The organism is Gimesia alba (assembly GCF_007744675.1).
Lineage (GTDB): Bacteria > Planctomycetota > Planctomycetia > Planctomycetales > Planctomycetaceae > Gimesia > Gimesia alba.
Genome location: NZ_CP036269.1, coordinates 7117837 through 7142339, shown reverse-complemented (window position 1 = coordinate 7142339; position 24503 = coordinate 7117837). Strand labels below are relative to the sequence as shown.

Here is a 24503-nt window from a genome sequence, read left to right as displayed (position 1 = left end):
CAGGTTCTAATTGCTGTGTTCTTTGGAGATTATTTCAATGCGAATCCGTTGGCGAGGACTGGAATTACCAAGCCGTGTCATCCCTGACCGGGACTCAATGACATCTACTTATGGTATGTTTGTAGCCGAACCATTCGAGCGTGGATTCGGTGCAACAATTGCCAACAGTTTACGACGTATTCTGCTTTCCAGTCTGGAAGGCAGTTCTGTGACGCGTGTGAAAATTCAAGGCGTCCAGCACGAATTCACCACGATTCCCGGCGTCGTCGAAGACATCACCGAGATCTGTCTGAACCTGAAATCATTGATCGTCAAGAACTCCAGCTCTACCTCCAAAACACTGCGGATTGAAAAGCACGAGCGGGGCGTGGTCACCGGCGCTGATGTCATTACCGACGATCAGGTTGAAGTCATCAACAAAGATCTGGTGATTGCCACCATGACCGATGACGTTCCACTCAACATGGAACTGACTGTTGAGAACGGCCGCGGCTACTCTCCTGCTTCAGAACATTCACAGCACGAAGTCGAAGTCGGCGTCATCCCTCTGGATGCGACCTTCTCTCCCGTCGTTCGTGTACGATACCGCATTGAAGATACCCGCGTCGGTCAGCGTACCAACTACGATAAACTGATTCTGGAAATCTGGACCAACGGAACTGTCAAACCAGACATGGCTCTGGTGGAAGCTTCCAAGATTCTCCGGAAGCACCTCAATCCGTTTATTACCTACCGCGAGCCAGGTCCGGAAATGCCGCCCGAAGGTGGTCTCAAGGGAATGCTCGATACAACCGGTTACGCTCCCATCGATCTGGAACTGGAAGAAAAACTGAACCAGAGCTTGGCCGAGCTGAACCTTTCCGTGCGTGCAACCAACTGCCTCGAATCAGAAGGCATCAATACCGTTCGCGATCTGGTTGGCAAGTCGGAAGATCACCTGTTACACGTACGTAACTTCGGGGAAACAACACTGGTTGAAGTTCGCGAAAGACTGAGTCAAATTGGTCTGCGTCTGGGAATGAAAATCCCGAACTCATCATCACAATCGCGTTAATCCTGATTGATTTCGCGTTATCAGAATATAAACAACGAGTCATTTACTCTTAGCAATCAGAAGAATTCAGAGTTAAGACATGCGACACCGAATGAGAGGCCGAAAACTCGGCCGCAATGCATCACACCGTAAGGCTATGTTCCGCAATATGGCGGTAAGCCTCATTAAGACCGTGCGAATTGATGAGGAAGCAGAAAACGCTCCTAAAGTCTCAGGACGGATTACAACCACCGTTCAAAAGGCAAAGGAACTGCGTCCGTTCATCGAAAAGCTGATCACACTGGCTAAGAAAGCACAGCCGCATATTGAAAATGCAGCTCAGTTCGCGACCTCGGCTGATAAGAATTCCAGCGAGTGGAAAACCTGGCGTGAATCGGATCAGTGGAATCAGTGGAACCAGGCCATGGCTCCCGCGCTGAACTATCGCCGCCGTGCATTCGCCGATCTGCGTGATAACGAAGCCGTTGATATTCTGTTCGATGAACTCGCAGAACGATTCGCAGAACGGACCGGCGGATACACTCGCATCGTTCGTCTGGCAACCGTGCGTCTCGGCGATGCCGGAGTGCAGGCCATTATCGAATTCGTCGGCGAACGTGATCGCGTTAAACCAACTAGACGATCCGCCTCACTCGACACCAGCTCTGAAGCAGCCACAGAAGAACCTGAAGCCGCTACGGAAGAAGCTCCTGCCGAGGAAGCAGCAGAAGAATCAGCCGAAACCGCTGCCGAAGCCCCTGAAGGTGAAACTGCAGAAGCCGAAGAAGAGAAAAAAGACGAGTAATTCGTCGCAGCAAAGATTCGGCTTTGCTGAATCCGGCTTTCCCGCTAAAATTCTTAAGCTAAGAGTATTGTCAAATCTGATCATGCTCTTAGCTTTTTTTACGTCCGGAGAAATGATGATCAGCAATGCCCGGCTCAATCCGGACGGCAGGCAGACTACGGCTCGAACGCGAGTCGTTGTAACGTTGTAGCGGAAAGGATTCTGGCGCAGCATGTCTTCAAAGCAACCTTTTAATTTCAGTCATGCGATGTACGATCTGTGTGTCGATATTTCACGTCGGCTCCCGGAATTTCATCACGTCGATATGGATCGTATCGCGGTCGCCTTCGCGCAGGCCCGCCGCAATGTGCCTTACGGCATGCAGGCCAAACTCACGCCGCTCCGATTCGAAAACGGCGATCTTCAGACAACCCGTTACGGACGCAAGTGGACCGTGCAACGCATCTATCAGGATCAACAGGAAATGTTGTATATCCTGACATTTTACTTGCCCCGCTTTCTAAATCATTCGTTGGAAGAAAAACTGATCACCGTCGTCCATGAACTGTATCACATCAGCCCCGCGTTCGACGGCGACATCCGCCGCCTGGAAGGCCACTACCACGTGCATTCACACAGTCAGAAAGAATACGACGCCCACATGGCCGTCCTGGTGAAGCAATATTTAAAACTGAATCCGCCGCCGGCGTTGTACTCGTTTCTGAAATGCCGGTTCTCCACGCTCCAGAAAAAACATGGCGGCGTTGTTGGTCTACAGATCCCGATTCCCAAACTGATCCCCGTCGACGAATCGCGGTCCGCGTAGCGTTTCTCAATGTCACCGTTGATTTCAGGAAGAGGCCGCGCATGGCAACTCGATCACAGCTCGCAAAACAAATCAAAGACTCTGCGCAACTCTCGGGAACATTCACACTCCGTTCCGGCGCCACCTCAGACACATACTTCGATAAATATCTGTTTGAATCCGACCCGGTTTTGTTGAAGCAGATTGCCGAACAAATGGCTGACCTGCTTCCTCCCGAAACGGAAGTACTCGCCGGACTGGAGATGGGCGGGATTCCCGTCGTCAGCGTCTTGAGCCAGGTAACCGGTTTGCCCGCCGCCTTCATTCGCAAAGAAGCCAAAACATACGGCACCTGCAAATATGCAGAAGGCATCGACCTGGCCGGCAGAAAGGTCGTGCTGATAGAAGACGTCGTTTCCTCAGGCGGTGCGATTCTGGACGCGTTGACCAAACTCCGCTCCTCCGACATCGAGCCGGTGTGTGCCGTCTGTGTGATAGACCGCCAGACGGGGGGAGCCGAAGCGCTCCAGAATGAAAATCTGGAACTGCGGTCAGTGCTGACGATGCAAGACATCACAGGCGTTGCATAGGTACCGGGGTGGCTCATGCGAATTCCCGGCTGAACGAATCGCATAGAAGCGTCATTGTTTGTCGCATCTCGGTCCTGTAAACAGCCGGCTCGATTTTTAAGGGTTCCCCAAAAAGCCCCTGTTTTGTAGTGTTTGAACGCTGCTTGACAGTGCCGCGCCGATCCCGAACATGCGGAGATAGCGTCGCGTGCGCGAGCAAACAGATTTTTCACTACTGAAGAAACCGCACCCTGAAGAAATTCGCACCATAAAAGTCCCTGTGTAGAGCCACATTTCTCCAAATTCAGTCCGACTACTTCCCAATGCACCCCATCGCATCGATCGTCTTCAGAAGACATGAGCGACATCTCATGAGAGATCACACTGTGATCAGAGGACTTCATAAGTGGCCCCTTTTCCAATTCCAACTTTCCCCCGTCGCGGCCTTCCCCAAGATACAACGCCACCACAGTCAGCCAGCAAACCCACCAGACAAAAACAGAAACTGCATCCATGACAAAAACTCATCCTGCAAAAAACAACGCCATCCCCAAAGAGATCCAGAACAGGCCCGGCTTAAAAAAGCAACCTCTCCCGGAAACGAGGAAAACCTTCCTCTAAGGAACCGGCAAAGAATCATACCCGAGTGTCACGAAGCAGGGGAGCTACACATCGCGAACCGAGGTGCATGAGTCAGCACCATCAGCAATAGAAAAAACAGAGACGCATTTCCGAAGCGATCAGGCAGGATATCAGAAACAGCTCCAATTTGGTTCCGGACACCTTCATCTGTCCGGCAACGGAAATCGATGATGTTTCTTCCTCCGGCATCGATTAGAATGGAATCAGGTCGAAAGCCACTTACGAACGAAGATCAAGTACACGGAACTTTACAGATGTCTGAAATGAAACTGTTTCAGCGTTTTTCCTGGAAGCTGCTTAAGCATAAAGCTGTAATCACTTTTTTGCTGTTCGTCCTGCTCATCTACACGGCTGTCTCTTACACGTTTCTGGGTTACTTCGTCCCCGGTTGCGTGTTGTGGAGACCGCTCGAGTCCAAGGCAACATATCTCATTCGGTCCATTCTGTTTCTGAGTCGCGAATTCAAACATTCGCCGGACAGGTACCGTGCGTACGTGGATGAATTAAAAACTTTGGAATGGGTCAATGTCAGGGGAGAGCTGATGCCCCGTTATCTGAGATGCTCTCCGTTTATCGGTTCCCGTTCCATGTTTTGTGAGAAAGACATGGTTCGTCTCTGGCCCAGGGAGTTGAAGGCGGAATGCGAAGCGATCATCGCGAAACAGGAGCAACACCCGACGTTGACGGAACGCGAGTACTTGAACATTCTCTATTTACACTTCGATCTGTGCAGCAGCACGCATCCACGAATGAAGGAAGTGGTCTCAGGCAGTGATGCCAGCGAAACCTGTCTGAGAATCAGGGAGATTGTCAATCAGAAACCCTTCAACAAGGACGATTACATTTATAACGATTACATCATTAGGATGAAAAGCCTCATAGAAGATGTCTGCCCCACCGCAGTGGAATCGATGGGGAGCGCACCCGCCAGCGTATTACTCTCGATCTATCTCATCCGCCTGCAGAAGCTGGAATCAGGCACCCCCAAACCACCCGCGCAGGTAACAGAACGCATCTGGCAGCTGATCAGCCGTCTCTCCGAATTGGACGAATCAGAAACGATCACCATTGAGAACGAAGCCGGTGTCACCAGATTTGTCGTGGCAAAGACAGGCGAAGTGATCGCCGAATTAGAGAACAACAGACAGTAAACGCCCACCAACCGGGTAGCCCCGAATGCAATTCGGGGTGAGCGCAGCGAACAGGAAACCGTCAGAGTACTCCTTCGAACGCTCCTTCGAAAACCCCAACCCTCCAGACAAAGTCCCGGGTGCCATCTGTCGGCTTGCCCGACAGTGCTCAGCTGACCCACGCCCCAAACAAATTGACATCAGCCCCCCACCCCCACATAATCAAATTCATAAACCATCCTCCGTCACAAAAAACGCAAAGCTCGCTCACATGAACACACCCCTCCTGAAATTCGCACTCCTCATCTGCCTCCTGGTCATCACCGCCCCCAACTCCCTTCGCGCTGCACCCCAAACAGAAACCTACGGCCCCGCGCTGACTCCCCAAAAGGTCAACGGGATCGGCGCCTGCCAGGCCGTCGCTGTGGCAGGCAACCGCCTCTATGCCACCGGGCGCGGCAAGTTCCATGTGCTCGACATCTCCCAGCCCGAAAAACCGGTCCCGCTCGGCGAACTCTCCGGCCTGGGCAATACCCGCCAGCTCGTGATCAAAGACAACATCGCCTATATCACCGCCCGCCAGGATGGACTCTGGCTCGTCGATGTTTCCGATGCCAGCAATCCACAACTGCTGAGCCACTACGACACCGTTGAAATGGCCACCGGCATCTGTGTCTCCGGCTCTCTGGCCTTCGTCGCCACGCGGCAGTACGGCGTTGAAATCATTGACGTCTCCAACCCCCGCGCCCCGCAACATGTCAGCATGCTGAAAACGGGCGAAGCCCAGTCCTGCTGGTCCCGCGACGGCATCCTCTATATCGGCGACTGGGCGCCCCGGAAACTCGTCATCGCTGACGTCCGCAACCCGCGTCAGCCTAAGATCATCAGCGAAGCCCCTCTCGACGGTTTTGGCGACGGCGGCTGCCTCCGCGGAAACTATTGCTTCGCCGCCACCGGACACCATTCGCGGGCGAGCCGCGATGACGGCAAAGGGCACGGACTCGAAATCTTCAATGTCGCCGATCCCGAAAAGCCGACCTTCGTCTCCCGCGTCAAGTTCCCGGCCTCCTATCACATCACGAACGACATGTGGACCGCCCGCGTCGCCGGCGATCACTGTGTTGTCGCTGATACCTGGAACGGACTCTTCGTCGTCAACATTCACGACATGAAACAACCACGGATCGTCGCCCACGCTGTCCTGCCGCCCCGGTTAAAGAGTGACGACACGCCCGACCCCGTCGGCGGCATCGCCCTCGGCAAGGGAGTGATCTACGCCGCCGGCATCTTCACCGGACTCTACGTCGTCCCCGCGCCCGGTCTCGCCACTCCGGTCGTCCCCGAACAGGACCGGGCACCCGAACTGAAAGCCGCTTCAGACCAGGCCGGCGATCCCCGTTTCCTCACCTACCAGCCCGGCGGTCAGGTCCGTTCTGCGACCGTCGTGGGCGACATCGCCTGGGCCGCCTGCGGCAGTGCCGGAATTCATGCGGTGCAGCTCGGCAAAACGCTGGAGTCGGTCAGCGTGACCAAAGGTAAAGGCGAGGTCATGCACCTGGCCGTCTCCGGTTCGCGACTCTACGCCGCCGAGAACGACGCCGGGCTCGCCATCTACGACATCGGCCCCGAATTGAAACTGACCGAAATCGGTCGCCTCAGGTTGAAGAACCGCAATGTGAAACAGGTCGCCTGTCCCGCCCCCGGGCGGTTCGCCTTATACCACTGGGGCAGCTCCGCCGTCGAGATTGCCGACCTCCAGGATCCGGCCCACCCCCGTGTGGTCTTGAAGGATTCGCAGGTCGGCCTGTTCTACGGCGATCAGCTGGTCCCCGAACTGTTGGGGGGCCGTTACCTGGTCGCCTACTGGCACCGCAGCGGACCAGCCTGGTACGACGTCTCCGGCGAGAAGCCCGTTTACCAGGGCAACACACCCGACGAGCGGCGTTACAGCTTTACTGACGGTGCCTGTCTGCTGGGCGACCAACTGCTGCTCGTCAAACACGGCAAGCTGCAACTGTTAAACCCCGGCGACCAGCGCGAAGTCAGCCAGCTGCCCGCCATCACAGTCCCCGGCCATCGTCTCCGCGGCCGCCCCAGCACCAACGGCAAACAACTGGCCCTCTCCCGCCGCCCCGATCAACGTGTAGAACTCTTCGACATCACCGACCTCCAACACCCCAAACCCGTCGACGAATATGATCTCAAAGGCCACCCCGGTGCCTGCCGCTTCTGGAACAGCCAACTCCTGATCCCCGCGGGATATCAGGGGGTGTTGCTGGAACGAAAACCGAAGCCCTGAGAGGTGTACTTCCAAAAAAATTAGCTACCTCAAAATTCTATCCTAGTTTCGCTGGGTGGTTTTTTTGGGCTTGCTCAACGGTGTGAAAGAATTGACCTCTGCGGGAAAGTCAATCGTTTCCTATCGCCTCTACGATGGTGGGATCTCAGCGCTCCATCTGATGAATTCAATCAATTATTGTTTGAATGGCGAATTAGCAGTGGTATACATATGGGTTTGTGCGTATGTTTGTACCTGTAGGGGGGAGGCTTGGTTTTACATTTGACGTTTTTCAAGCCGTTATTCTCAGTTAATTATATGGTTAAAAGACTTATGTCAAAACGAAAATCATTCTTGGACATTACACAAAAATGGTCAGTATCAATGGATTCAGTTTTCAATGATATTGTTCATCTGCCTATTTGTGATAGGAGTGTTTTTGAAGACAACAATATGAGACCATTAGGTTTTCAATTTAACAAAGTCCGAAGTGAAATTACTGAGTTTGGTCGCGCCGATTTTACTGAAGGTTACAGCGAAGGTGATCAAATAATATCCGCAGATGATAAAGTACTACTTTACTGCTTCCTGCATATGAGGGGCCATTTTTGGTCGACATACGCTAATGATCTGCCCCTACGGACGGTACCAGTTGTAATGTTACAATTTTAAGTTGTTATCAGTGTCCGTATTTGCCAGTTGGAGCGTAGCGGAAGCTGGCAAATACGGGGCAATTGTTTCCGGGGCCGGTGGCTGATAGCCCAGCGAACTATGCGGCCTGATCGTATTGTATTCTTTTCTCCATCGTTCGATCAACACCTTCGCCTCCAGCAAAGTATCAAACATTTCTCCATTCAGCAGTTGGTCCCGCAAGGTTCCATTGAATGATTCCACATATCCATTCTCCCACGGACTTCCCGGCTTAATAAACAGAGTCTTCACATCGACACGTTTTAGCCACTCCCGCACTTTCTTTGCCGTGAACTCGGCTCCGTTGTCACTGCGAATGTAAGCCGGGGTTCCACGCAGAATGAACAGGTCGCTAAGTCGCTCCAAAACGTCTTCACTGTTGAGTCTGCGAGCGACATCAATCGACAGACATTCTCGACTGTATTCATCCATGATCACCAGCATCCGAAAACTCCGGCCATCAGAAGTCCGGTCCTGCACGAAGTCATAGCTCCACACATGGTCTTTGTAACGAGGACGCAGTCGAACACAGGAACCATCATTCAACCACAGTCGCCTCCGTTTTGGCTGTTTCTTAGGCACTTTCAGTCCTTCACGTCTCCAGAGTCGTTCAATTCGTTTGTGATTCACTTTCCACCCTTCCAGACAAAGTATCCCCCAGACTGTCCGATAACCATAACGGCCATACTGTGTTGCCAGTTCAATCATTCGTTTTACCAGTCGAGGTTCGTCATCAGGTATATAAGGCTCCCTTCTCTGAGTAGAACGAGGTTGCCCCAACACGCGGCAGGCCCGGCGTTCTGAAACGATATCAGGCCCCAGGGTATTACGAACATAACTAACAGCCTGACGTCTCTTGACCGGGCTCAAAAGTTTCCCGAAGCGGCTTCTTTCAAGATTGCCTTATCCAGTTCCGCATCTGCCAGCAGCCGCTTTAAGCGTGCATTTTCCTTTTCCAGGTCTTTGAGTCGTTTGGCCTGGTCGGTACGGATTCCACCGTATTCCTTACGCCAGCGGTAGTAAGTCTGATCGGTGATTCCCAGTTGTTTGCAGACCAGGCCAATCGTCTTACCATGAGCCAGTTCGACTTCCGCTTCACGAAGGTTCTGAATAATCTGCTCAACAGTAAATCGTTTTCTCGGCATTTCTCACTCTCCCTAAACAAGGCCCAAAATCGAAATGTTACCACATTTCAGGTGGACGCGGTTAAGGGGGCTAGATCACTAATTTACGAATGTGGAAGAAATATTTGTCAAAGGCGTTTACTGATTCCAATGTGTACTTTGTAGATATTGGATGTGGGCCTGGTACATCGGGACTCGCTTTTGCTGAATTATTTAAGGAAACACCATTTAGATACGTTGGCATAGATTTATCAAACAGTATGCGAAAAAAAGGCAAAACTTTACTTAATGCACTTAACGAGAAAACTAGCCATCAAAACATACTTAAAATTTATTTAACAAAAAGTATAGAAAAACTACCTGAGAACTTTCCTAAAAAAGCGGCGATAATATTCAATTTCTCCTTTTTCTTTGGTAGTAAATTTCTCAATAACGACTTATTAAAAACGTATGCAGAGAAAATCCTCAAAATTGTAAAAGGTAAAAATCAACCACGTGTGTTTATAAGTTACACTAATTCTCAATACTTGACTCATAGTAAGCGTTATTTTGAGTTTCTCAAATTACTTGGATTTGAGCAATCAAATGAAGAATTTATATCAGATTTGCAGAAGGTCACTATTAGTTACTACACTCGTAGAAAACTACTAGCTACTAAGAAGGATGAGACATTCTACAGAGAACTATTTGAGATGACTTAATTGATGAAGAATAAGCAACTACTACTATTTTCAGATTATGACAAATTATCAAATCAAATTCATCGCAACTATCTAAATGTCCCGGGTTTGATTTATTACGAAAGTTTTCTCGCGCCATCAGAACAGATAATTTGTCTTGAGACGCTCGATTGTCATACATGGCTAGGGGACCTTAAACGTCGAGTTCAACATTATGGCTACAGATATGACTATAAGGCTCGTCGTGTAGATCCATCTATGTATGTAGGACCATTGCCACCATTTGCAGCGAAGATTGCAGAGAAACTCGTTTTAACTGGCTTAGTATCTAAGAAACCAGATCAATTAATTATCAATGAATATAGACCAGGGCAAGGAATTGCTCCTCATGTAGATTGTGAACCTTGTTTTCAAGATGAAATTGCTACCATAAGTCTTGGTTCAGTTTATGAAATGGAACTGAGCGAGATCTCAACAGGGATCACGAAAAAAGTTGATCTTGAATTAGGAAGTTGTCTGGTTTTTACAGGTTGTTCTCGTTACGCCTGGAAACACGGGATTAGGCCACGTCTAACCGATAGAGGACGGAAGAGGGCGCGTCGCGTATCTCTGACATTCAGGAAAGTGATATTGGATGAGCGAAATAGAAAAGAGGTAGATGGTTAGATTATGCACACGAAGAGTCTAAGTAAGTAAGCAAGAAATCATACAAACAAAAATACTTTTCGGGTCATTGGATCAGAAAAGTCTTTAAGAGCATACCGTGGAAAACATTAAATATCACTTCTATCCTCGTACGGAACCACCACCCAGATTTGTAACTCAAATCATTAGAGGTTGTCTCATAACGTCAAAAAAAGTGAACGGTTTGGCGCGTCTTTTGCATGAAGTGTTCTCCTGAAAGGAGAATTTCTTATGTATATGACGCTGGTCTGGTGGCCCAAACGAAAACGGGTTTCCACAAAAACAGCGTCCAGGACGGAACGCCCGGTCGTTTTGACCGATAAACAATGGTCTTTAGTCGCAAAACTGTTTCCCTGGACTCCCCCTTCCAAAAAGGGAGGACGTCCAAAAGCCCATCCACGAGATTGCCTGGAAGGCATTCTCTGGATTTTGGTGACAGGAGCACGATGGAAAGATTTACCAAGAGAGTATCCCTCAAAAGCGACGTGCCATCGACGTTTCCAGCAATGGACGATCGAAGGGCGGCTCTTATCTGCCTGGCAAATCATCTTGGAACGAATGGATGATGCTGGCCAGATTGATTTCTCGGAAACCTTTGCTGATGGCACTTTTGCCTCGGCAAAAAAAGGGGTAGAAGAGTTGGCCCGACTCGTCGTGGCAAAGGCACAAAGGTCATGATTTTTGTCGATCGTCACGGGACACCTGTGGCGATCGACACAGAATCGGCCCGTCGTAGCGAAGTCAAGCTGATCGAACCGCTGCTTGAAAAAATCACATTGCAAAATCGACAACCCGAGCGACTTGTTTATGACAAAGCCGCCGATTCGGACTCGTTGCGCAAACGGCTGATGGAAAAGAATATCGATCTGATCTGCCCGCATCGAAAATCGAGAGTCAAACCGCCGACGCAAGATGGTCGAAAGCTTCCACGCTTCAAACGACGTTGGATTGTGGAACGCAGTATTGCCTGGCTCCACAACTATCGTCGCATTGTCACGCGCTGGGAATATCACGATTACCTCTACGAAAGCTTTGTAATTCTTGGGTGTTTATTTACACTATTAAAAAGGTTTTGAGATGCCCTCTAGTGCCTTTGAGAAACACTTACCAGAAATATCGACGGTCAATTTAAAAAAAGGACTCACTAGTGACGAAGTACTCACAAAAATACGTCCCGATTTGATTGATATTGGCTTTGAAGTTGAGAGTGGTAAGTCTCGAGATCAAAAGATTGAACGTCCTGTGTTTTATGGTGAGCAAGGACAACCAACTCTAAAGTATGAGATAGATGCATATCATGCTGGTTGGCGATGTGGTCTTGAAGTGGAAGCCGGGAGAGCTTGGATGGGAAATGCTGTTTATCGTGATCTAGTTCAAGCCATGGTCATGGTTCAAGTAGATATTTTGTCACTCGCAGTCCCACTTAGTTACAAATATAAATCTGGTGGTCGAGAGACTTCAAGCAGTGATTTCTTCAATACAAGGAATGTTGCAGAGGCATTGTTCGGACATTCTCGATTTGCGTTGCCATATAAATTATTACTAATCGGTTATTGAGAAGGATAAACTCAAGGTCCCATAATCTATTATTTTGGTTTTACATCCATAAATAGCAAATTAATCTGAAACTAAAGTGGGTTCATTTTATTCTTCGGTCGTTAGCTAAATGGGAATCTCCCAGGTATGTATTCGCTATTAAGTTCTTGAAGATATTCTGTTTGTTTTTTTTCAAGTTTATCTAAATGATCAAAATTAGAAGGTAATGCACGACGTTCAACTTCCAACATATACCAAGACACTGCATACAAAAATTTACGAGCCATTGCAGCAGTAATCCCCACACGAGTGCCTTCGTTTCCCTTCCACCAAGGACATCCTCCTATAAGTTTTTTATCAACAATACCATCGTTGTGAGCAATGCAATTTCGTAAACGACTTAGATGATAGAGTTCATCCCGAACCGTATCGTCCACTGGTCCATCATAGCCAAGAGAAGACAATACAGCTTCAAAACGTCCTACACCAGACTTAAGAGCCCCAGTACAATTTGCCTCAATTAATTCATAAAGATAATCTGCTTGCTCTTGGTTCGTCGTGTTAAGGAAATCAACGATAGGAGCTTTCAGTTTAGAGAATTCTTTACGCTGACGGACTTCAGGAACGTGTTCAATTACGTGACAGGAAATATCACGGATATAAGCTTCAAGGATTGACCAAAGTCGGATTGCAACCAAAGCATAGAGATCGTAGAAGTTCGGCGACTGCTCTTCAGCGTACTTCTCAAGAGGACTGGTGGATGGCTTCTCCTTAGCGATCGTCTTTAGAACAGGTATGTAATCACGTCCCAAACGAGCAACTTCAGCAAGCAACTGAAGGCGCCCAATTGCGTGCGCGTGTCTAAGATGAATCGCACTTATCGCATTGAGATGATTAGCGGCATTAGTTTTAGTATCGATGGGTTCTAACTCCCTGAAAATCCTGCATTGCAGTCTAACTTTATCTTATGGGATTGCGAATGTGTTTCTCAGAAGGAAGAAATGTAGCTGGACTTTATTGCATCCGAAATCTTCTATTTCATCCTTACTATAACCCTTTGAAGTATTCTGGTTGACCAATTGGTTGCATATTATTCAGATCCCAGCCAAACAAAATTAGATTAATACCAGAGTGTAACTGACTATTTACTTTGACCCCCTTAATTCCATGGGAAATCGCTGTTTTTGCAATAAACTGAGTAAGCAAATATGGCTCTGGATTTCCTTTTTTATTTTGCTGGACCAGCCCATCGCACCATAGTAATCCAGCAAACAAATCTGGTATCCATGATTTTCGAAACGAATCCGTTCGCAATGAAGGAGCTACTAGATCCACAATCGTATCAATTTTTGTAAGGTCGAATTGGAGAACCCAGATCTCCTCACCTAGCTTTTGATACTTCTCTGCTTCTGCAACAGCAGACTCTCGGTTCGATGCTAAGTAAAATGTAGGTTGGCCTGGGCTATTAAATCTCCCGTTACTCTGGGATGGTTCTGTTCGTGGAGAGAGTCGTTTAACTATTGGAGGACAATCACATTCAGGAATAGATTGTGCTCGCCACCAATGTCCTGATACTTCACATGTGGGAAATAATTCAAGCTGCTTGAATATTTCTTTACCAACATCATGCTTGGTTGCAATCTCTGGAGAGTGTTTTAAGACGTTAACAAATTCGTTGATTCGCTGATTATTTTCAGCAGCCCAATAACCGAATCTCTCTCCGGCATACTCATCGACTTGGATCTCAGGCGAGTCGATAACAATCAAAGTACATAGGTCGAGTTTATTTCCACAACTACAGGAGAGAAAGTGTGTTGTATCTTCACATAATTCCGCTGGAACGTAATTTTCTTCAAGAAATTCACCAAGTGACATATAACTATTCATAGCTTCATGGTATTGGCAAATCTCGCAACCATTAATGCGATCTCCCAACTCATTTGCCCAGCTTTCAGGATTTTTATCTCTCGGAATCATTATTTTTTACCTGAGTATTCTGTCACCCGTTTTGAGCCCAATCCTACAAACAATTGTAACTCACTGAAGGAGTAAAGTCACAAAACTCCTTTATCAAATCTATCTATTCTCTTATGTCGTCGGGGTTTCTGTGTTTCAAATTGTTGTTTTATAGGAAGTCACCATTGAGACGTTGGGAAATATCAATCCTGATATTTCTATTTGTTTTCGACCTGATTAAAATAAAGATTTATAGCAGAGTGTGGGTGTAACCGTAGTGTCTGCAAACGCTGACACTAAACCTATCACATCGGTTCATTAAATCCCCACCCCAAATTCCCTCCCCACAGTTGCCACCCGCCCCAATTTCGATTCTCATAGAACCACAGACACAATAATTCCCCCAGTCAGAAACCACGTGGCGACGCGTTGCCCCGTGCGTCTCTGCCTGCCCCCTGTTAATCGACTCCGCCTGAGGAACCCTATGATGCAGCTGTTACGGTCCACGTTGATTCTGTCTCTGGCCCTGGTCGCCTGCAGTCCTGACCTGTTGGCTCAGCAAACCGCAAAATTCGCTCCGGTGAAACCCGCCGGCGATCCGGCCACCTTCGGTGCGAATATTCAGCGGACGATGACGTTGCTGGCGACCAGTACGCCGGAGAAACGGAATCGGGTGCGGATTCTGTTTTATGGTCAGTCTGTGACCCGCAATCCGTGGTGGCAGGATGTGGCGGATGACCTGCGTCAGCGGTTTCCGCACGCCGACCTTGAAATCGAAAATCGGGCCATTGGCGGTTACGGAGGGCCGGTGCTGATCAACACCGCCGAATTTGATCTGTATCCTTTCTACCCGGATCTGGTGATCTTTCATGTCTGGGCCGGGGTGGAAAGCGGTCACCAGGAAAAAATCATCCGCCGCATCCGTCAGCGGACGACCGCTGAGGTTTTGCTCTGGACCAGTAATCTGCGGTGGCCGAAGACGGTGCCGCCGGACGGCGACCCGCAACATCCCGACGTGCTGGCCAAAGACGCGCAGGATCAGGCGATTTCCGATCTCTACCATCGTCTGGGGCGGGAACTCGATTGTGAAGTGGCCGACGTGCGGACCGGTATGCAGGGCTATCTGAAAAAAAATAACCTGGTGGTGAAAGACACGCTCCGCGACACGGTGCACCCGAACAAATTAGGGAACTTCCTCATCGCCGAACTGGTCAAGCCGCATCTGCGTTATGATGCCGGTTTTCCTGATGACAAATGGAAAGACCTCGTTACCGATGTCCCCGTAAATGACCCGCGTGTCCAGCACAAAGACGACGGCTCTCTGACGCTGAAGTTTAAGGGCAACCGCATCGACGTGATCGCGGCTCCGGGAGACGCGGCCCAAGCAGCCGTGCTGCTGGACGGGAAATCTCCTTCGCGGTTCCCGGAGCTCTATTATCACACGCGTCCCAGCCCGACGCCGGTCGCGGGACGTCCGGCTTTCAATCGCATCGATCATCGGGCCCCGCTGCAGGTGGAAACCTGGACCGCGCGCATCCTCGAATGCGATCTGGAAAAGGATGTGTTGCGGTATGAAGTCAGCGGTTCCCAAACGGGCCCCGACGGCACGGGCGATCACAAAACACGTTTTGTTTCCAACTCCGGTCGCGTGGTGATTGAACCCCGGATGTGGATGGTGAACTGGTCCCTGCGTTATCGCAAACAGAGTCTGCCGAAAGATTATAAGGTCACCTGGGAAACCAAACCTCTGTTTGTGGACGTCTGGGAATCGCCGACGGTCACAGACCCTGCCAAAGAATATTCCACGATGCTCGCGCAGGGCATGAAAAACGGCGACCACAGTCTAACCCTCACGCCAAAGGCCAAAGGCAAACTGCCGATCAAAGCCTTCCGGATCTACCGACCGCCGTTGAAAGTATCCACCCCGGAATAAAGGGGGGCGTGAAAAAAGTGGCAGGTTCATTTATCTTTGAAGCTGATACTTCCATTCTCTCAAATCCAGGGTTCATTCCACACCGGTGTCTCAATATCGGGCAGGAAGAAGGCGGGGATGCCGTCGCAGGTGGCGAAGGCAGTTTGGGGGCCGCATTGTCTGGCGAGGTTTTGGGCGATGCGGATGATGAGTGTGATGTCGCCGTGAAAGCTGAGAGACGGGCTTTGGTTTTGGGGATGGAGTCGTTCGATGCTGACGGATTCCTTCGGGCTGGTGTGGGTGCCGGCGAAGGCTTGGTTCATGACGGGATCGGCGGACTCGTATTCCCAGTCAACCGTTTCGATTGAATCGACCTGGGCGTGGAAGTCGTCTTCCGTGCCTTTTATCTGGAATGTGAAGCCGTCCAAGGATTCCAGTACCGCGGCGAGCTCGGCTTTGGTGACTGACCGCCCGTGGGGCGTCTCCAGCGAAATCGGCACGCCGCACTGCTGTCCCCATTCGAGAAATTCTTGTGTGACCGGGGCAAGAATGTAGCTGAAACTCATGCGGCATTCCCATTACTGGATGGTTGGATGACCAGACTCTTGTTGAGAGGAATGAGTATTGTATGTGGTCGTTAAGGCGTGTTTCAAGTTTTGTCTTGATGAGTGACCGAACGCGGTACTTGTCGGGTATATTGTCCTGAGCACTGTTGGCAAGCCGATGGTGCCATCGAACCGTGAATCGCTTTGCACAGCCGGTCGAGCCAGGCCTACCCAAAATAGTGGATAGGTGTGTTTTCTTTTCACCGTTGGGCAAGCCAACGGTGCCACCCACCGTGGCACATGGATGTGTTGTCTGGAACTGAAAATCGAAACTGTTCGTTTTTATTACTACGAAAGCGTACCTACTGTGAGCAGAATGGCGCTAGCCACCGTTTTTGTACCAGGAAACCGACCACAACAATGGCGGCTAGTGCCGACCCGCTCATGGTTTGTGAACGGATCGCTTCGAACAGAATCCGGGCTGTGGTTCATGGTTCTTTATCTACCACGAAAAGCACGAAAGGGCACGAACGGTTTATTGTGGTTCCGTTCGGAGATTTAGACAGCGTTGTGTCTCGACAGGCGGGCGAGCACATAGACTCGCCCCTACGAGGAAGTGAGATGTCACATCAAGGTCGGAATGGATGAACGTCTTTTTTATTTCTACCGTTATTCGATGGCACTTTCGCAATCACTCTTGCTCAGTTAAAGTCGAATCTTGAGAAACGAACATCGCTGGAACTGATTTGAGGTTTGCAGAATGCGGGAACTGAAACTGATTCAGATTAACGAATATGAATTAAGTGATCGCCAACGGTCTCAAATTCTGTCACTACTCAATGATTGTTTTCCCGGCTATTTCGAAGAACGGATTTTCTTTAAACAGATGTCGCAAGAAAGGCTCTTAGCCTATTCTGACGGAGACCTCGTCGGACATTTGGGGCTTGAGCATCGCGCGATCAGGATTGGCGATCAATGGGCTTCCATCTTTGGCATCGTCGACCTGTGTGTCAAAGAAGAAGCACGACGACAGGGAGTGGCGACGGAATTGCTGAGAGCGGTCGAGGAAAAAGCAGCCGCAAACGGCATCCACTTTTGTTTGCTGTTCGCCGATGAGCACAAACTGTATCAGAACGCTGGTTACACATTATTTCAAAATGATTGTGTCTGGTTCGGAATTGATGAAGGTCACAGTATTGGGTTGATCAAACGGAAATTGACGGATTGCATGCTGGTAAAGCGAATCTCTGGAGACATTCCCTGGGATGAAACACATATCGTCGATCTGTTGGGGCATCTGTTCTAAATCGAGCGGAAATTATTGGGGGCGTGAATTGCTTTGCACGGCCGGTCGGGCCGGACCGTGGCATACTGGTTTTTTCTTGGTTCAGTTGGTTTTCTTTTCACCGTTGGGCAAGCCAACGGTGCCACCCGACGTGGCACACGTTTTTTACTACCATGAAAAGCACGAAAGGATACGAACGGTTTATTGTGGTTCCTATTGGAGAGTCAGGCCAGATTGAATCTCACCAGGCGGGCGAGCACTTAGACACGCTCCTACCATAAAATTGTTGTTTTCTATTTCAGCGCATGCGAAAGCCGATGATTCTTTCACCCGGTTAGAATCATCGGCTTTGCTGGTGGGTAGTTTTGGATTCTGCTGGTTGATCAGCGAATCATGTTTTCTCTGATTTCTTATTCGGACTGTGGTCCGGCACAGCGGATCAGGTGGTCGTGGTCGATGTAAACGACTTCTTTGGTCTGATCGGTGTTCGAGAAAGGAACGGGCCAGTCTGAACGGATTGTTTTGTCGTAGTACACGGTGCACTTGTAGTGACAGTGGTGCTGGCGAGCAGGTCCGACCATGGGGTAGAAGCGGCATTCGCCAATGCGGTCTACAATAGGTTCGACCACCATGCGGACGTTATTGCGAGTCGTTTCTGCCAGGAACCAGACTCCGCCACCAGTTTTATCTGGCAGTGCTCTGATGACTTCATCAGGACTGGGAGGATCGAGACAGAACAGGGGAGCGTGTTCGCCTTCGACCGGATCCAGGATCTGGACTTTGTCGTAGCGTTCTTCTTCCCAGTATGTGTCTTCAATCAACTGTGACCAGTAGGCCGTCACAGGGATTAAAGGAGTGGTACGCCAGAAGACTGAGCCGGCGTAGGTCACTTCGATCGCACCTTTGAGCAGCGTACAACCGCTGGCATTCATTGTTAACAAGCAGGCACAGCCCAAAAGCAAAGCACGGCTGAATTGCTTCCCGATTTTGAACATCCTTCTTCCTCCGGGTGATTTTAACGAAGTTGATTTCAAAAGGAGAACTCCGTTTTCAGTGTTAGAGAGCATCTTGCTCTGGTAAGGAGATGTCATGTTCTGTCTCTTGGCATCCTGCCTGTTTCGCAAGAACATGATTCCATATTCTTCTTATCGGACTGTCTGTTCGACAATCTTGTGAGAATTTGACGATTTTAACGATTTAAAGGATAAATCTTGTGCTGAGTGTTGTTGGGGGAAAACGCGACTCAAGCCGCGGCTTCCGCCTATAAAAAAACCTTCCGGATGAGAGTTTCATTCCGGAAGGCTGTGTTATCTGATCCGTAAGCTGGTGATTACCAGTTTTTCGGATTCATGAACCACCACCAGCGATCGGTGCGTGGTCGGAAGTTTAATTTCCAGGATCCATCATCCCATTCGAGTTGAGCCTGTCGCCATCCCAGTGGAACTTGTGGGTAGGGATAGAATGGCCCGATGTAAGGGAATGCACTCGCACTGTATTGGCTTGGGTAGGCAACCTGTGCATAGTTTGGATAGTTTGCATAGGTCGGCCAAGCTGTTTCAGGCAGGTGAGGACTGTTGTAAACATTGTTTGCTCCCCCAATTCCAGGTTGAGGCGCCATTTGAGGTGCCATCTGTGGAGCTCCGGCTGGGCCGGGGTGAGGAGCCTGGTAGTTCATGTAGTTAGTTGGTTGAATCATGGAGGCCTGTCGGGGAGCTGCCTGCATCAGTTGCAGACGGTTTTCCACCTGTCGGACACCTGGAACCCGCTGGGCGATTTGTGTCGCCATTTGCTTTTCCTGAGGGCTGCCGATGGCTCCCTGAAGAATCGCAGTTCCATTTTTGAACCGAATTTCCACATCATGAGCTGAGGCCAGAGCTGGTCCCAACGCTTTTGCCAGCTGTTCTGCCATTTGCTGATTGTTCGCAGCACGGGCAGGAGCAGCCTGATAGGAAACAGGTTGAACGTTTGAACGTCGATTTTCAACCGATTGTTCAAACTGTGCCTGTTTCAGTCCACTTTTCAGAAACGGATCAGAAGCAGAGGCCTGAGTGATTTCCGCTGGTTTGCGGAACGGATTCAGACTTGATTTTCTAGATTCGGTTCCCAGAGTCGGCACCTGTCTTTGAGCCACATCCATGACTTCCAGTTGGTTGTCAACGCGAGAGACGCCGTCGATTCTTGAAATCAAGCTGGTTGCCTGAGCTTTTTGAGCGGCAGTCGGAATTTTACCCGAAAGTACTGCGACCCCTTTATTGTACTCGATTTCCATGTTGTAACCGGTCAGCCGGGCTTTTCGCAGAACGTTGGCAATTTCATTTGCCACTTTCTGATTGTTAGTAACACTGCCGGATACAGCGGTCGAACTAGACTGATCAGATTTCTTGCTGAAGAAATCCAAGGGTCCGGCCATTGTGATACCGGGAGTCACCGCCATGATCCCCAGCGTTAAGACCCACTTACGATACCGTTTCATGAACAACTCCGTTCCCAATTGAGTTTTGTGTTTTCGTCCATTACATCAAAGCTATATCAATTGTCTGGTTCACACGGTGAGTCATTCCTGCTGCGCAAACGAAACAATTAGATTGCTATCATGATTGATCGGTCATCGAGGTCCGGTTAAATAAGTTATTCTGATTATTTCGAAGAAATTGGTTAAATGTTCTTTATGGCTGCAGGGGGATGGACGTGGTAAGTTACTATTATATATAAAGATAGTGCTGATTTTAGTCTTTTGAATTTGTTGACAGACAGAATCGAGCACTGGAGCGTGGCTTGGTGGGAATGTGTCTGTATGTATATGGTTGGTTCAGTCAGAGCCTTGAGCTACTGATCGATTTAAGACGTGGTCAACATGGGACGGGGGTGTAGGAAGCTCATTTTCGAGTTCGAAATGCAAAAAAATGCGTTCTTCATGCACAGAGGAGTTCCTTGTGCGTAGTCATTCCAGAAATGAAATGTTATGCTAACTGGCTCAGGGGGTTCCCATTTCAACAATTAATAGAGTTCTATTTTACTAAAGAATAAACAATGGCTCGAAAGTCTCCAAGTCGTCTGGAAATGCGGCGTCAGGCAGAAGCTGCCGAAGCAGAAGAAAAAGCATCTCCGAAGAAGAAAAAAGCCGCCAAAAAAAAGAAGAAGGCTACTCGCAAGAAAAAAGCCGCCAAAGCGGAAGTCCGTCGTCGGTTGTTTTGGGGTGTTTTCACAGGCAGCATGAAAGAAGAGTCTCGTTTTCCTTATGATCAGCGAAGTGCTGCCGAGGAACGTATAGAGCAATTACGTGTGAAAAACGCGAAGAAGCTGTACTTCATTCAACCGATTAAAGAGCCTCTGGATGGGGAAGTTGCGGTTGCAAAAGTTCCCGTTGATGATATCGACGAGGAAGAAGAAGTCGCAAAACCTGTTGATGAAGCAGAAGCTGACGTAGACGAAGTCGACGACTCTGATGAATTGGAAGTAGAAGATGTCGATGCGGTCGATGACGAAGATGATCTCGATTAGGGGAAAGATATTGAAGCAATTCCGCTTTCCCGTAGTCATACAAAACAGATAAAATAATCCCTGCGATTCCGCTTTGCATCGCAGGGATTTTTTTATGTCCAGACTCAAATCGATTCATCACAGGTTGTTCACTCTTATTCGAGTTCAGAGAAAGTTCAGGGTATGACGGTTCTCATCAACTCCATTCGCTTCAAGGCCAGCCTGGCCTGTTTTATGCTCATCGCATTATTCTCAGGCATTTCTGCCTGTTCTCAAAGCCCTGCGCGGGAGGGGGAAGCCCAATCAGCTGAAACGGAAAGCAAGGCTGCCGGCGCTGTGGCTGTACAGGATCAGGAAGTCTGGCAGGTGATCTATGTGAATAACCAGCGAATCGGTTATGCCTATTCTCAAACTCGTGTTGATGACCGTGGGGAAAGCAAACGGATTCACAATCAAAATAATTCTTACCTGAAACTGAAGCGTTTCGGGCAAACGCTCAATATGGAGACGCATTTATCGACGACGGAAACGGCGAAGGGGGATCTGCTGTCTTACACATTTCAAATGAAAAACCCGCCGGCTGACTCGACTGTTTCAGAGGGTAAAGTCAAAGATGGTCACCTCACTGTCGAAACCAAAGTGGCCAATCAGGTGAATCGATCTCAGCTGAAGTGGGAATCGGCATTTCACTCTCCCAGCTATCTCGATCAAATGTTTAAAGCCGCTCCGATGCAGCCGGGGGAAAAGAAATCGTTCTCGATGTTGTTACCCGAATACAACAAAGTCTCGAAGGTCAGCCTGACGGCGCTCGATTATGAAACAGTAGAACTACATGGCGGCGTGGAAGAGAAATGTTTGCACGTCAAAATGAAGCAGGAACTGCTGCCTGGAATGGTCGTCGATTTGTACGTCACGAAAGAGGGGGAGATTCCCAAAACGGCGGCGGATTTTCTAGGGTCCTCCATGCTGACGTATATTGTCAGCAAAAAGGTCGCACTCGAAGAACTGTCGGGTGGGGAACTGGATCTGGCGGTGCAGACGTTGATCAAAGTCACGCCGATCCCGGGTGCGCATGATACGGAAAAGGTCGTTTATCAACTCACTCTGGACGACGGAGATCCTGCAGAGTTCCTGAAAAATGGCGATACCCAACAGGTAAAAAAGCGGGGGGAGCGGAGTGTGGAGCTAACCGTGGTGAAAGCGACGGTTCCCACCGAGTTTCCTGAAGCGAAAGTGGATGCCGAGTATGTTGGTCCAACTCAGTTTATCCAGTCGGATGACCCACGCGTGGAGAAGTATGCCGCCGACGCGGTCAAATCTGAGCAGAACCCCTGGAAACAGGCTACTTTGATGGAACGCTACGTGCATCAAAACCTGAAGAAGAAGAATTTTTCGACCGCACTGGCGTCCGCAGCAGAAGTGGCCAAGAACATGGAAGGAGACTGTACCGAGCATGCCGTCTTGCTGGCGGCGATGTTACGGGCACAAAAACTGCCTTCTCGTGTGGCGGTGGGCCTGGTTTATATACCAAGTCGTTCCAGTTTTGGCGGCCATATGTGGACTGAGGTATTTCTGGACAACCGCTGGATTCCCCTGGACGCCACTCTGGGAAAAGGGGGGATTGGCGCAGGACATATTAAACTGGCCGATTCAAGTCTGTCTGACAACGCCCCAGCCCCGCTGGCGATCTTTCTCCCCATCTTACAGGCGGTGGGCAAACTCTCGATCGAAGTGCTCGATATTGAAACGAAAACGACGCGCTGAATCGATGTCTGGCCGCTTCAACCAACAGACCTGGGTTGTAAGTCTTACATTTCACGGTTCAATCTCCCGGTTTTCGCTTTGCAAGAATTGCAATTTAACTTGTTGCGAAAAAATGCCCAGGGAAATCAAAAAAAGAATGCCCCTTGTTTTCAAGCGTTTTAGACCGATTGACGAAAAAAGGGGCAACGTTTCGAACTGATTGGCACGGTTGCTGCATTATGTCTGCTCTGGGTAAAGAGAGAGACCCATCGGATTTTAAAGAGTTGAGAGACTTTGAAATCCTAGAGAAGAGAGAGACAATCCTTCCGACCCGTGGAGGCGGGTCAGCCCACCCTGGGCCACTCCAACACATCATCCCCATCTTAGAGCCGAGAGAATTCCCGTATTCTCTCGGCCCTTTCTCATTAATAGGGGCGCGAAAATCGGGGCGCGAAAAGAAAACCCACATCGGAAGGTGTGCAAGCGGAGCAGGCAATCTCAGGCGTTGTCCGGGAGTGTCGGCAGTTCCCATTCTTCGTCGGTTTCATCTTCATTCATGCGCAAGGCATTGAAGGCGGCCCGCTGCTCTGCTTCTTTTTTGGTGGAGCCCCAGGCTGGCTCATATTGATGCTCGCCGATAATGGCGGAGACTTTGAAGAACTTGGAATGATCGGGACCTTTTTCATCCAGCAATTCATAAACAGGGGTCTGCGAGAACTTCTTCTGTGAATATTGCTGCAGCAGACTCTTATAGTTGAAACCATGTACAGAGCGAGATGCTTTCGCATTCTCGCGTTCAATCAGCGGGTCGAGAAAGTTGTGTACCGGCTCGATGCCGCCATCCAGGAAGATACCAGCAATGATGGCCTCAAACATTCCTGCTAATAACGATTCGGGGAGGGTCTCGGTCATCGCCAGCCCCTTGCCTACAAAAATAAACCGATCCAGTCCTTTTTCTCGTGCCAGTTTGGTACAGGTATTTCGACTGACGACGGCTGATTTGATTCGCGTGAGTTCTCCCTCAGGAGAATGGGGGAACTGGTGGAACAGTTTTTCGCAGACGATCGAACCGAGAATGGAGTCGCCCAGGAATTCGAGCCGTTCGTTCGAATCAATGCGTGTTTTGGCGGCAGAGGTATGTGTCAGGCAGCATTTTAATAATTCGCTATCCGAGAAGCGATACCCGAGATTTTGTTGACACTCTTCAAGGAGTTGATCGATCTCTGCGGGGCTGAGATCGTAGAGCATGCACATCGCCTCCTGTTAAATGTCGTTGAGGAACATCAAAAAATGAATCGATTTGTTTCAGAGAGACGGCCCGCAGGAAGGTATAAGGACCTTTCCTAAGTCTCTACAAATATTAACATTAGCATCGATTCGAAGAAAACAAAAAAGGGGAGATTCAGGGAATTGGGTGAAAAATATTCAGGTTTTCAGGGGTGAATTGGTTGCAAGTTCAGATTTTAAGTCGAGTTGACGGAGAGAAAATTCCCACTTTTTTTCCAAGCGGCCCCAACATATTCCCTGACTTGGCTCGTAGTATTAATCAGTCCAGCCGCTTGATGAATATGCAACGTTCAAAGATGTGCACACAGCAAGATCATATTTTCTAACTTTAAGGCAGATA

Annotated in this window: 22 protein-coding genes; 15 read left to right on the top strand and 7 right to left on the bottom strand. The window is 49.3% G+C overall.

Annotated elements, in window-relative coordinates; all coding sequences use genetic code 11:
- Positions 1 to 37: 37 nt before the first annotated feature.
- The 6 genes from Pan241w_RS26625 (at position 38) to Pan241w_RS26600 (ending at position 7262) form a co-directional block, all read left to right on the top strand.
- Positions 38 to 1054 (top strand): DNA-directed RNA polymerase subunit alpha, encoded by a 1017-nt coding sequence (locus Pan241w_RS26625; protein ID WP_198000178.1) that lies wholly within the window; start codon positions 38 to 40, stop codon positions 1052 to 1054.
- A 79-nt stretch (positions 1055 to 1133) separates the two neighbouring features.
- Entirely contained in the window at positions 1134 to 1838 is a 705-nt protein-coding gene (locus tag Pan241w_RS26620) for a bL17 family ribosomal protein (RefSeq protein ID WP_198000177.1), read from the top strand.
- 211 nt (positions 1839 to 2049) lie between these two features.
- Positions 2050 to 2643, top strand: a complete 594-nt coding sequence (locus tag Pan241w_RS26615; protein WP_145222041.1) for a putative metallopeptidase — start codon at positions 2050 to 2052, stop codon at positions 2641 to 2643.
- Positions 2644 to 2684: 41 nt separating this feature from the next.
- A complete protein-coding gene (gene pyrE / locus Pan241w_RS26610) occupies positions 2685 to 3212 on the top strand; it encodes an orotate phosphoribosyltransferase (protein ID WP_145222038.1) in 528 nt (175 codons plus the stop codon).
- An 875-nt stretch (positions 3213 to 4087) separates the two neighbouring features.
- A complete protein-coding gene (locus Pan241w_RS26605) occupies positions 4088 to 4984 on the top strand; it encodes a hypothetical protein (protein ID WP_145222035.1) in 897 nt (298 codons plus the stop codon).
- A 250-nt stretch (positions 4985 to 5234) separates the two neighbouring features.
- Positions 5235 to 7262, top strand: a complete 2028-nt coding sequence (locus Pan241w_RS26600) for an LVIVD repeat-containing protein (protein WP_198000176.1) — start codon at positions 5235 to 5237, stop codon at positions 7260 to 7262.
- 639 nt (positions 7263 to 7901) lie between these two features.
- On the opposite strand, the gene Pan241w_RS26595 is transcribed toward Pan241w_RS26600, so the two are convergent.
- Positions 7902 to 9076 (bottom strand): IS3 family transposase gene (locus tag Pan241w_RS26595; protein ID WP_145221457.1). Its coding sequence is split into 2 segments (ribosomal slippage): positions 7902 to 8812 and positions 8812 to 9076, totalling 1176 coding nucleotides; the frame shifts between segments, so codons are not numbered across the junction.
- 104 nt (positions 9077 to 9180) lie between these two features.
- Here Pan241w_RS26595 and Pan241w_RS26590 point away from each other — a divergent pair.
- The 5 genes from Pan241w_RS26590 to Pan241w_RS26570 all read left to right on the top strand — a co-directional run bounded on the left by Pan241w_RS26590 (position 9181) and on the right by Pan241w_RS26570 (position 11976).
- On the top strand, positions 9181 to 9756 hold the full coding sequence (locus tag Pan241w_RS26590; protein WP_198000175.1) for a class I SAM-dependent methyltransferase: 576 nt from the start codon (positions 9181 to 9183) through the stop codon (positions 9754 to 9756).
- Positions 9757 to 9759: 3 nt separating this feature from the next.
- A complete protein-coding gene (locus Pan241w_RS26585) occupies positions 9760 to 10401 on the top strand; it encodes an alpha-ketoglutarate-dependent dioxygenase AlkB (RefSeq protein WP_145222027.1) in 642 nt (213 codons plus the stop codon).
- A 249-nt stretch (positions 10402 to 10650) separates the two neighbouring features.
- Positions 10651 to 11097, top strand: coding sequence for a transposase (locus Pan241w_RS26580; RefSeq protein WP_145209666.1), 447 nt, complete (start codon positions 10651 to 10653; stop codon positions 11095 to 11097).
- On the top strand, positions 11094 to 11495 hold the full coding sequence (locus tag Pan241w_RS26575; protein WP_145209663.1) for a transposase: 402 nt from the start codon (positions 11094 to 11096) through the stop codon (positions 11493 to 11495). Before Pan241w_RS26580 ends, Pan241w_RS26575 begins: the two co-directional genes overlap by 4 nt.
- 1 nt (position 11496) lies before the next feature.
- Positions 11497 to 11976, top strand: a complete 480-nt coding sequence (locus tag Pan241w_RS26570; RefSeq protein WP_145222024.1) for a hypothetical protein — start codon at positions 11497 to 11499, stop codon at positions 11974 to 11976.
- Positions 11977 to 12077: 101 nt separating this feature from the next.
- On the opposite strand, the gene Pan241w_RS26565 is transcribed toward Pan241w_RS26570, so the two are convergent.
- Positions 12078 to 12788, bottom strand: coding sequence for a hypothetical protein (locus Pan241w_RS26565; RefSeq protein WP_145222021.1), 711 nt, complete (start codon positions 12786 to 12788; stop codon positions 12078 to 12080).
- A gap of 214 nt (positions 12789 to 13002) precedes the next feature.
- Positions 13003 to 13932, bottom strand: coding sequence for an RES family NAD+ phosphorylase (locus Pan241w_RS26560; RefSeq protein ID WP_145222018.1), 930 nt, complete (start codon positions 13930 to 13932; stop codon positions 13003 to 13005).
- Between the two features lie 463 nt (positions 13933 to 14395).
- On the opposite strand from Pan241w_RS26560, the gene Pan241w_RS26555 reads away from it, so the two are divergent.
- Positions 14396 to 15844: an SGNH/GDSL hydrolase family protein gene (locus Pan241w_RS26555; RefSeq protein ID WP_145222015.1), complete on the top strand. Its 1449-nt coding sequence runs from the start codon at positions 14396 to 14398 to the stop codon at positions 15842 to 15844.
- Between the two features lie 59 nt (positions 15845 to 15903).
- On the opposite strand, the gene Pan241w_RS26550 is transcribed toward Pan241w_RS26555, so the two are convergent.
- A complete protein-coding gene (locus Pan241w_RS26550) occupies positions 15904 to 16389 on the bottom strand; it encodes a hypothetical protein (RefSeq protein ID WP_145222012.1) in 486 nt (161 codons plus the stop codon).
- Positions 16390 to 17128: 739 nt separating this feature from the next.
- On the opposite strand from Pan241w_RS26550, the gene Pan241w_RS26545 reads away from it, so the two are divergent.
- On the top strand, positions 17129 to 17674 hold the full coding sequence (locus Pan241w_RS26545; protein WP_145222009.1) for a GNAT family N-acetyltransferase: 546 nt from the start codon (positions 17129 to 17131) through the stop codon (positions 17672 to 17674).
- A 389-nt stretch (positions 17675 to 18063) separates the two neighbouring features.
- Here Pan241w_RS26545 and Pan241w_RS26540 read toward each other — a convergent pair whose 3' ends face one another.
- Both Pan241w_RS26540 and Pan241w_RS26535 read right to left on the bottom strand, forming a co-directional pair.
- Entirely contained in the window at positions 18064 to 18648 is a 585-nt protein-coding gene (locus Pan241w_RS26540) for a hypothetical protein (RefSeq protein WP_145222006.1), read from the bottom strand.
- Between the two features lie 335 nt (positions 18649 to 18983).
- Positions 18984 to 20126, bottom strand: coding sequence for a BON domain-containing protein (locus tag Pan241w_RS26535; protein WP_145222003.1), 1143 nt, complete (start codon positions 20124 to 20126; stop codon positions 18984 to 18986).
- Positions 20127 to 20683: 557 nt separating this feature from the next.
- On the opposite strand from Pan241w_RS26535, the gene Pan241w_RS26530 reads away from it, so the two are divergent.
- Both Pan241w_RS26530 and Pan241w_RS26525 read left to right on the top strand, forming a co-directional pair.
- Entirely contained in the window at positions 20684 to 21154 is a 471-nt protein-coding gene (locus Pan241w_RS26530) for a hypothetical protein (RefSeq protein ID WP_145222000.1), read from the top strand.
- 162 nt (positions 21155 to 21316) lie between these two features.
- Complete coding sequence (locus tag Pan241w_RS26525; RefSeq protein ID WP_145221997.1) at positions 21317 to 22897, top strand: transglutaminase-like domain-containing protein; 1581 nt, start codon at positions 21317 to 21319, stop codon at positions 22895 to 22897.
- 477 nt (positions 22898 to 23374) lie between these two features.
- On the opposite strand, the gene rnc is transcribed toward Pan241w_RS26525, so the two are convergent.
- Positions 23375 to 24124: a ribonuclease III gene (gene rnc / locus Pan241w_RS26520; protein ID WP_145221993.1), complete on the bottom strand. Its 750-nt coding sequence runs from the start codon at positions 24122 to 24124 to the stop codon at positions 23375 to 23377.
- Positions 24125 to 24503 lie beyond the last annotated feature (379 nt).